The organism is Bradyrhizobium sp. P5_C11_2 (assembly GCF_054049755.1).
On the sequence record NZ_JBFULT010000318.1, the window covers coordinates 1 to 8,780 of the forward strand.

An 8,780-nucleotide genomic window follows, 5' to 3' on the forward strand; every position below is an offset into this window, starting at 1 on the left:
TCTTGATATTGATTTCGCTGCCAATTTCGGCCGGTGGGCAAATGACGAAGCGAATTGAGAAGGATGGGCCTTTGGATCGCGCGGTTGCGATCGTTCGGCACGTTGCCGACCAACGCAAAGCCGTCTCAGCAGCAGAGATTGCAAAGGCTCTGTCTCTGCCTCTTCCGACAGCGCACAGGTTGATTGGAAATCTCGAGGACCGCGGACTGCTTCAGAAGGCATTGGGTACGAAGCGTTACGTTGTCGGAAACCAACTCGTCACACTGTCCGCCGCTGTCATAGGAGCTGCGTTTCGTACCGCGCGGCGGCACGCGGTGCTTCGGGCGGTCGCCGGAGAAATTGGCGAGCAATGCGAGATCGGCGTCGTCCGCGATAATTTCGTTGCCTATGTCGACAGCGTTCGCGTTTCGGAGCCGCAAGGTCTTCAGTTCAATCCGGGAGAGGCGGCGCCGTTACACTGTACGTCGACCGGAAAGATCTACATGAGCAGACTGCCCGAGCGGACCCRGGCGAAGCTCTGCCGCGCACTACCCCTCACCAAATTCACGGAAACGACGATCGTCGATGTCCACGGGCTGATGAAGGTTCTCGAGGATACGCGGCAACGCGGCTGGGCCAAAACAAACGAAGAGTATGTGAAGGGAGTGGTGGGATGTGCCGTCCCGATTCTGTCACCGGATCGAGAACTGATCGCTTGCCTGGGCGTCTCGGTACCGGTGGCTCGCGTGAGCTTCGCCGAACTGGACCGGTTCATACCGCCGCTTCAAAAGGCTGCCGCTCTGCTGTCGGAGACCATTCTGCAAGTTGAAGACGACGATGGCGCAGATACTCAATGATGACATGATGCCGGTGTTTTGCCCGACGAGTCAAACCGCTTTGCGGACGCGCTAAGTCATTGACCCGCCATGCCCCGGCTACTGTGCATGGGGTTGTTTTCGCGTTTTTTGCGGTGGGGGCGTTACGCGCTCTCCGTTTCCCGGTGGGTCGTGCACGACGAGGCCCATGCCTTCATCGGCATCTTGACACAGTCGCGCCAATCACGATGACAGTCCGGCCTTGTCACCACCATCGCATTCTCTGCCTAGGCGATTTCGCGGGAGGGTACCGTGAGCGGCGCCGGTTCGACGGCAAGCGTCTCGGCTTGATGTGCGGGCCGCCCCAAAGAAAAGCTCTTCCGCAACCTGAGTGCAGGCTTCTCGATGAAGTGCCAGGAGAAGGCTGCGAACAGCGCCGTCAATACCAGGCTGGTGACGAAATTGAAGGTATTGCTGCGAATATCCGGCAGTAGCCAGTTCACAGTCTGCTGGATCGGGCAGGAATAGAGATAGACCCCGTAGGAGTAATCACTCGAGCCGAGAATTCCGAGCTTTGGAAGCGGCGTCAATCCAAGGAAGACCGTGATGTAGGCGAGCATCGGTGTGGTTATGGCCTGGACGAGCACCGATGCGATCCAGTCTTGCGTCCCAATGAACTGGATCGCGGTAAGGCCGGCGAAGCAAGCCGCCGCGAGCGACCACCTGAACGGTATCGCGTACCGGAATTGATAGAAGAGCAAACCGGCCAGAAACGCCGGAATAAGACGGGCGGAGCCACGTTGGACAAAGATGTAGGAGAGCGAGTCAAGAATACGGCCCGGATGTGGTGCCGTCAGTTGCAACGCGATGGCACCGGATACGACGAGAATTGTCAACGACAGCACGAAAAGAGGTCTCTTGAGCAGGCCCRGGAGGATGATGGCTGACATGATGAGGTAGCAGAACATCTCATGCGGGACGGTCCACAGCGACCCGTTGACAATCCCCGCCGCGTGCCCGTTCAGCATCCGCGTATAGTGGGCGTTCTCAAAGACACCCGGGAGTTCGTATTGGATGAAACCGACGATACTGAGGAAGTACCTGAAGAATCGTTCGTCGCTGAAGTAGGAGGCGAGATCCAAGCTCGTTACGAGCGGCCCGAGAATCAATGCCGAGAGAACGATTTCCACGACCAGGGCCGGCATGATCCGGAATCCGCGGTTCAGGATGAACGAGCTGAACGCGAGTCGCTGCGCACTTCCCCCGATCAGGAAGCCGCTGAGCGCAAAGAACATCGGCAGGATCGAAAACTGAAACATCCAGACCGGATCGAGCGGAGACCACGTTCCAGTAGTCAGCGGAGCGTGAAATCAGCACGACGCTGACGGCCAGGAATATGCGCATGAAATCAAAACCAGGTCCAAATCCCTGGACCTCGTCTAGTCGTTGGCCGATGGTCACGGAGATCCTCTCGAATTGCCCTTGTTGCCGTCGCGCAGAGTCTGAATGAACTCGGTCGCGGCAGCACCAAAAGAAACGCCGTCCATCAGGATGGCCATGTTACGCGAGACGCATTGTTTGCAGAGCCTTTGCGAAGTTGCGATGACAGCGCTGGATTGCGCTCCGCAGGTGAGACACGCAGTTTTCTGTAAGAGGTCGTCTCTGGGAATGAACCGTAGACAGACCAGATGGCTATCAAGACGCTTCTGACGGCATACTGCTTGCACAGGCCCGCCTCGGCCAGCCGACCGCCTCATGATTGGGCTGGGCCAGCACGTACGGCACGCCTCAATGAGTGCCACGAGCAATGCGAGCTTCGGTCGCCGTCTGAGCGCTAGCAGCGAGGTCGCCACTGGCGGGCATGTCACTACCGCCGGTTTCAGCGGCGGCAGTGACGTGAGTATTGATGATCAACGCTTGACGCTCAGCGCTTGGGGAGCGACGCCATCACCTCGCCCGCGTCTGCGTCTTCGAGGCAAGGCGTGACGGTCAATGGGAGCAGGTCAGACCATTGCGCGAGCCAGCGATACATGGCTTTTGGATCACTCGATTCAGAGATCGCAAATCCCTGTCCATTCATGCCATGCCAGCGACCCAGCATCTTGACGCCCTCGGGCGGTGCGCCGCCGGTCTCGAGAAAGCGGGCGACGGCTGCATTGAAGGTGCCTTGAGGTACGCTCCAGGTGGTTATGAATTTCATGCGATTCTCCCACTACTAGAATTATCGGATGAATGTCGCGGCTGCGCCGCCTGCACACGATAGCGCCTGCGTATCGAATAACAACGGCGAAAGAACAGACGCGGCGGGTGTGATCCGAGGCGAAGTGGATGCGTTGAATGGTCCATCCCAGACCGGGGCAGGAGCAACGGGCAATTCCGGGGAATTACCGTCAGCACCATTGACGAAGCTGCGCGATACTCAGCGAGATGATGCGTTGCCCGTCGGGCAAAACACCCTGTCAATCCCTCCTTGCAAAAACATTCTTGTTTACCGAATTTCGGATATGACGCATATTCCGTCCATTCCGGCCCGCCAGAAGGGGCGTTTCGCGACCGTCACGAGACGCGGGCAGGGAGGCGGTGGCCGCGACGGCGTCGCCGCGCCGGGCCGTTGCAGGGCGGAATCCCCGTGAGCATCAGCACGCGCGGTACGACACGGCGCTGACAGCGTCCTCGTTCGGCTTCGATGGTGAGCGCACGCCAGCCATCGGGGACAGGGGCGGGGATGTGCGCGGACGGCAAAATCGTGTGGTCCTGACGCCCGGGGTCTGTGCGTCAAGTGTTGCGGTGATGCGGGCGGCCCAACCGGGTCGGCACATCAGCCATCCGCAAGGCGACGGGGGCAATAGTGCATCGCTCCCCGGGGAGAGCACGACATAAGCCGTAAAACCATCCGCGCAGGGAAGGCCGGTTGCTCGGCTTCACCTGTTGTCCATCCCGTGCGCATCTTTTCAGCACACGGGACTGCGGGTGCCAGCCGGCGCCCGGCCTTCCCTGCGCCCTTTCGTGCCGGAAGGGGCAACGAYGAGAGCAAAGCTCGGGCGAAACAAGTCGCGAGAATGCGGAGGCGTGTCTGCAGGCCGAAGCGTGAATTGGATGAACGCAATGATGCGTCATACTCCGTCATTGCGAGCGCAGCGAAGCAATCCAGAGTCTCTCAGCGGCGACTGCCTGGATTGCTTCGCCGCGCTCGCAATGACGATGGGGGGTGAACTCGAGTTCCACTCTCGATTATTGCGCGCGCGATGACGGCGGGCCGGCGCTTACGCGCTCTCCGTCTCCCGGTGCACGTCGTGGACGACGAGGCCCATGCCTTCCTCGGGCATCTTGATCCAGTCGCGCCGCTTCAGGGTGCGCTTGGTGTCCTCGTAGCCGCTCGCCCAGTGCTCGCGCATCGAGGTGCCCGAGAATTCGTGGTCCTTGGCGTCGCCCTCATAGGCCTTCTGCTGGTAGATCAGATGCAGGATCGCGATCTCCGGCATGTCGCGCAGGCTCGCCTTGAGCTGGCGCTCCTCGTCGGACAGCTGTTCGTCGGGAAGCTTCGCCAGGGCCTTGTAGAGCTGGACCTTGAGATTGTGCGTGCGGCGATAGACGTCGGTGTTGTGGCGCGTGCGCGAGGAATACATGATGTCCTTGTGGCGGGCCATCACGTCCTGGATCGAGCGCGGCAGCACGCCGCGGGCGCTGAACAGGTCGACCTGGAACACCAGCGAGTTGAGGTCGTCCTCCTGGTCGAGCAGATGCTGGAGCGGCGTGTTGGAGACGATGCCGCCGTCCCAGAAATGATCGGTGCCGATCCGCACCATCGGCAGCGCCGGCGGCAGCGCGCCGGACGCCATGATGTGCTCCGGCTCGATCTCGTCATGGGCGTTGTCGAAATAGATGAAGTTGCCGGACAGCACGTTCACCGCGCCGACCGCGAAGCGGACCTTCTTGTCGTTGATGAGGTCGAAGTCGACGAGCTCGAGCAGCGTCTCCTTCAGCGGCGCGGTGTCGTAATAGCTGGTCGCGGTGCGGGCGCCGACCGGGCTGAACCACGGATTGACCTGGTGCGGCGTGAAGAAGCCGGGCTGGCCGAGCGCCGAGGTCATGTAGGCGCTCATCAGATTGCGGGCCTGGCGGAAGATGTCGCCGTCCGGCGTWTAATGCCAGATCTTGCGGTTGGTGATGCGCTCCCAGAAGATGCGCAACGCATCGAGCCGGTTCTCCGGCTTGTTGCCGGCGATGATGGCGGAGTTGATCGCGCCGATCGAGACGCCGCAGACCCAGTCGGGCTCGATGCCGGCCTCGTGCAGCGCCTGATAGACGCCGGCCTGATACGCGCCGAGCGCACCGCCGCCTTGCAGCACCAGCGCGACGCGATCGCAGCGCTCGGGGCGCCAGCCCCGCGCAAAGCTCTGATGTGACGGATGTGACGTTCGGGCGTCCATGGTGATGTCTCCTGCCTTAGCTCGACGATTGCGGCCCGCGGTGACGGCGTGATGACAATGTCGGCGCCGATGCATCGTTCGCATGCTGGTCAACCGCGCCGGGAATGGCGCCGGGTCGTGCGCCTGACGGAAAACCTTCACATCGCAGTCAATGACGACGGCTAGCAATTTGCATCGGGCTCGAAGCCGCCGGGCGGGCCTCACAGACATCACACAGGAGACCAGCGATGCGCAGGGAAGATTTGCTGAGACTTCCGTCCATGCCGGCTGCCGGGCCGAGCTATCCGGCCGGCCCTTATCGCTTCGTCAATCGCGAATTCCTCGTCATCACCTACGAGACCGACCCGGACCTGATCCGCGCCGGCCTGCCTGAGCCGCTGGAGCCGATCGAGCAGCCGATCGTGCACTATGAATGGATCAGGATGCCGGACTCCTCCGGCTTCGGCAGCTACACCGAATCCGGCCTGGTCATTCCGGCGCGTCTGCACGGCGAGGAGGTGAACTTCGTCTCGCAGATGTATCTGGACGACGATCCGCCGATCGCGGCGGGGCGCGAGATCTGGGGCTTTCCCAAGAAATACGCCCATCCGAAACTCGAGATCGTCAAGGACACGCTGRCCGGCACGCTGGAATATGCCGGCCAGCTCGTCGCCATGGGCACGATGGGCTACAAGCACGAGAGCATGGCCGGCAACGGCGATCTCACCCGCGCCACGCTGTCGAAGACGCAGATCAATCTGAAGATGATCCCCGGCGTCGACGGCCGTCTCGAGGTCTGCCAGCTCGTCGCGATCAACCTCACCGACATCGTGCCGAAGGGGTCGTGGATGGGGCCGGGCCGCCTGCATCTGGTGCCGCACGTCAATGCRCCGGTTGCCGATTTTCCGGTTCGCCGCGTCGTCGGCGCGCATCACTACATCGCCGATCTGACGCTGCCGTTCGGCCGCGTGGTCCATGACTACATCAGGGAAGCCGAGGCGGCGGCCGCGACGGGGCTGGCCGCGGAGTAGCGCGGCTCGCTATCATCAAACTGTAACAAAGCCGTAATTGAGTACCCCGCGTGGGTCCGGAAGATGCCGTCAGCCGTCTTCCGGAGCGGGGCATCTGTTGACGGTTGGGGTTGGCCATGGCTGAGCCGGCAAAGCTTGTCAGCGCGATTTCGGATGCTGCGCCGTCGATCCCTGGCCTCGTCTGGGCATTCCGGCTGCACGGCGACGGCAGCGCCGAGGCGCTGCCGATCGACCAGCCGATCGAGTTCAGCCATGACGGCCGGCTCTGGCTGCATTTCAACCTGACCGACGCGCGCGTGCGGCCGTGGATCACGGCCTCGCAGCTGCCGCCGCTCTCCCGCGAGCTCCTGCTGTCCCACGACACCTTCCAGCAGCTTCACGTCATCGACAATTGCGTCTACGGCGTGTTCTCCGATCTCGTGCGCGACATCGACAGCGCGACGGAAGAGACCGCGTTCCTGCGCTTCGCCATGACCGAGCATCTCCTGGTCAGCGGCCGCCATCAGGCGCTGTGCTCGGCCGAYGCGACGCGCCGGGTGCTCGAAGGCGGCTACCGCGTCGACAATGTCGCCCATCTCCTGGAGAAGATCGTCGACGAGGTCGCCGACACCCTGGACCGGATGGCCGACAAGCTCGGGCAGGAGGTCGACGATATCGAGGAACGGATTCTGGCCGACGAGGCCAAGCCGGAGATGCGCCGCATCCTCGGCCGGCTGCGCCGGACCTGCGTCAGGCTGCATCGCCAGCTCACCGGATTGCGCGTGCTGTTTCACCGCCTCGACCAGAAGAACACCGATCACCTCTCGCCGTCCTTGCGCATCCATGCCGGCAAGCTGGCGCAGCGGCTGGACGGGCTCGATCACGACATCGTCGAACTCCGGGAACGCAGCCGCCTGCTCGAGGAGGAGCTGCGCTTCAAGAACGAGGAGGAGAGCAACCGGCACCTCCACACGCTGTCGATCGTGACGACGCTGCTGTTGCCGCCGACGCTGGTGACTGGCATCTTCGGCATGAACACCAAGGGTTTGCCGCTCACCGATGTCGAGACCGGTTTCCTCTGGGCCGCCGCCTTGATGGCTTCGTCGATTGGTGCCGCCTATCTGTTCATGCGGCGCACAGGTATTTTCAAATAGCGTACGCCAGGCGTGATCGGGACTGCCCAAAGATCTGCGTTGCGATGCGCAACCGCGATTGTGCTGGCCTGCACGGCGGCCAGCACCGGCGCGTTCGCCGGCGCCAAGGACGAAAGCGCGGCCGAATGGCTGGCGCCCAAATGGTTCAACGAATGGCATGACGGGCTTGCCAACAAGGGCCTGAACTTCGGCGCCACCTACATCGCCGACAACATCGGCAATGTCTCGGGCGGGGTCGCGCGCGGCGCCATCCATTTCGGCCGCCTCGATCTGTCGGTCGACGCCGATCTCGACAAGCTCGTCGGCTGGACCGGTGGCCGCTTCTACGCCAACGCCTTCGTGATCTACGGCCGCGGGCTCTCCCGCAACTACGTGCAAAACCTCGCCACCATCAGCGAGATCGAGGCGCTGCCCGACCAGCGGCTCTACAACGCCTATTTCGAGCAGAGCTTCTTTGGCGACAGGCTGAACATCCGGGCGGGCCAGCAGGCCGCGGACGTCGAGTTCTTCGACAGCCAGACCGACGACCTCTTCATCAACGGCACCTTCGGCTGGCCCGCGATCAAGGCGAGCAACCTTCCGGCCGGCGGCCCGGCGCCGCCGATCGCGGTGCCCGGCATTCGCGTCAAGGCCGCCTTGACGGACAAGATCATCGCCTACGGCGCGGTGTTCAACGGCGATCCGTCAGGCCCGGGCGACGCCGATCCGCAGATTCGCGACCATCACGGTCTCGCATTCCGCGTCAACGATCCGCCCTGGGTGATCGGGCAGGTCCGCTTCAACTACGACATCGATATCGGCGGCCGTCCGCTCGCCGGCAATTTCACGCCGGGGGCCTGGAAGCATTATGGTTCGTTCGACAGCCAGCGGTTTACCGCGGAGGGCATGTCGATCGCGGATCCCGACGGGTCCGGCATTCCGGCAAAGCTTCGCGGCAACTACGGAATCTTTGCGGTCGTGGAGCAGGTGCTCTACCGCCCGCCGGAGGTCACGGACAACAGCACCTCGGCCTCGATCCCCGGCGTCACGGCGTTCGGCCGCATCGCCTACAGCCCGCCGGACCGCAATCTGATCGACCTTTATGTGGACGGCGGCATCGGCTTCGTCGGCTTCACGCCAGGCCGTCCGCTCGACCGCTTCGGCGTGGCGATGGCCTACATGCGGATCTCCAACACCGCCCGCAACCTCGATGTCGATACCCAGGCCTTCACCGGCGTCCTGAGTCCCGTGCGCAGCAACGAGACCTTGCTCGAGATGATCTACGAGGCGCACATCAAGCCTGGCTGGCTGGTGGCGCCGTACTTCCAATATGTGTTCCGCCCCTCCGGCGGCATCCCGAACCCGAATGATCCGACCGGAGTTTCGCGGATCGGTGACGCCGCAGTCTTCGGCGTCACCACCACGATCAGGTAC

7 protein-coding genes are annotated in these 8,780 nt (G+C 62.6%); 4 read left to right on the forward strand and 3 right to left on the reverse strand.

All coding sequences use genetic code 11. From position 1 onward, the window contains the following. Positions 1-41 precede the first annotated feature (41 nt). The gene (locus tag ACXJL8_RS25750) at positions 42-836 is read left to right on the forward strand and encodes an IclR family transcriptional regulator (protein ID WP_456685821.1); all 795 of its coding nucleotides are present in this window, start codon (positions 42-44) and stop codon (positions 834-836) included. A 245-nt stretch (positions 837-1,081) separates the two neighbouring features. Here the strand turns inward: ACXJL8_RS25750 and ACXJL8_RS25755 are convergent, their stop codons facing one another. From ACXJL8_RS25755 to ACXJL8_RS25765, 3 genes are all read right to left on the reverse strand, one after another. Beyond that, positions 1,082-2,152 carry an acyltransferase family protein gene (locus ACXJL8_RS25755; protein ID WP_456685822.1) on the reverse strand — a complete coding sequence of 357 codons (1,071 nt, stop codon included), beginning with the start codon at positions 2,150-2,152 and terminating at the stop codon, positions 1,082-1,084. Positions 2,153-2,718: 566 nt separating this feature from the next. Further along, positions 2,719-2,994 carry a DUF3303 domain-containing protein gene (locus tag ACXJL8_RS25760; protein ID WP_456618686.1) on the reverse strand — a complete coding sequence of 92 codons (276 nt, stop codon included), beginning with the start codon at positions 2,992-2,994 and terminating at the stop codon, positions 2,719-2,721. Positions 2,995-4,057: 1,063 nt separating this feature from the next. Next, the gene (locus ACXJL8_RS25765) at positions 4,058-5,224 is read right to left on the reverse strand and encodes a patatin-like phospholipase family protein (protein ID WP_456685819.1); all 1,167 of its coding nucleotides are present in this window, start codon (positions 5,222-5,224) and stop codon (positions 4,058-4,060) included. A 227-nt stretch (positions 5,225-5,451) separates the two neighbouring features. On the opposite strand from ACXJL8_RS25765, the gene ACXJL8_RS25770 reads away from it, so the two are divergent. The 3 genes from ACXJL8_RS25770 to ACXJL8_RS25780 form a co-directional block, all read left to right on the forward strand. Continuing rightward, positions 5,452-6,234 (forward strand): acetoacetate decarboxylase, encoded by a 783-nt coding sequence (locus ACXJL8_RS25770; RefSeq protein WP_456685820.1) that lies wholly within the window; start codon positions 5,452-5,454, stop codon positions 6,232-6,234. A gap of 116 nt (positions 6,235-6,350) precedes the next feature. Beyond that, entirely contained in the window at positions 6,351-7,367 is a 1,017-nt protein-coding gene (locus tag ACXJL8_RS25775) for a transporter (protein WP_456618683.1), read from the forward strand. Positions 7,368-7,379: 12 nt separating this feature from the next. After that, on the forward strand, positions 7,380-8,780 hold a 1,401-nt coding region (locus tag ACXJL8_RS25780; protein WP_456618682.1), incomplete at its 3' end, for a carbohydrate porin.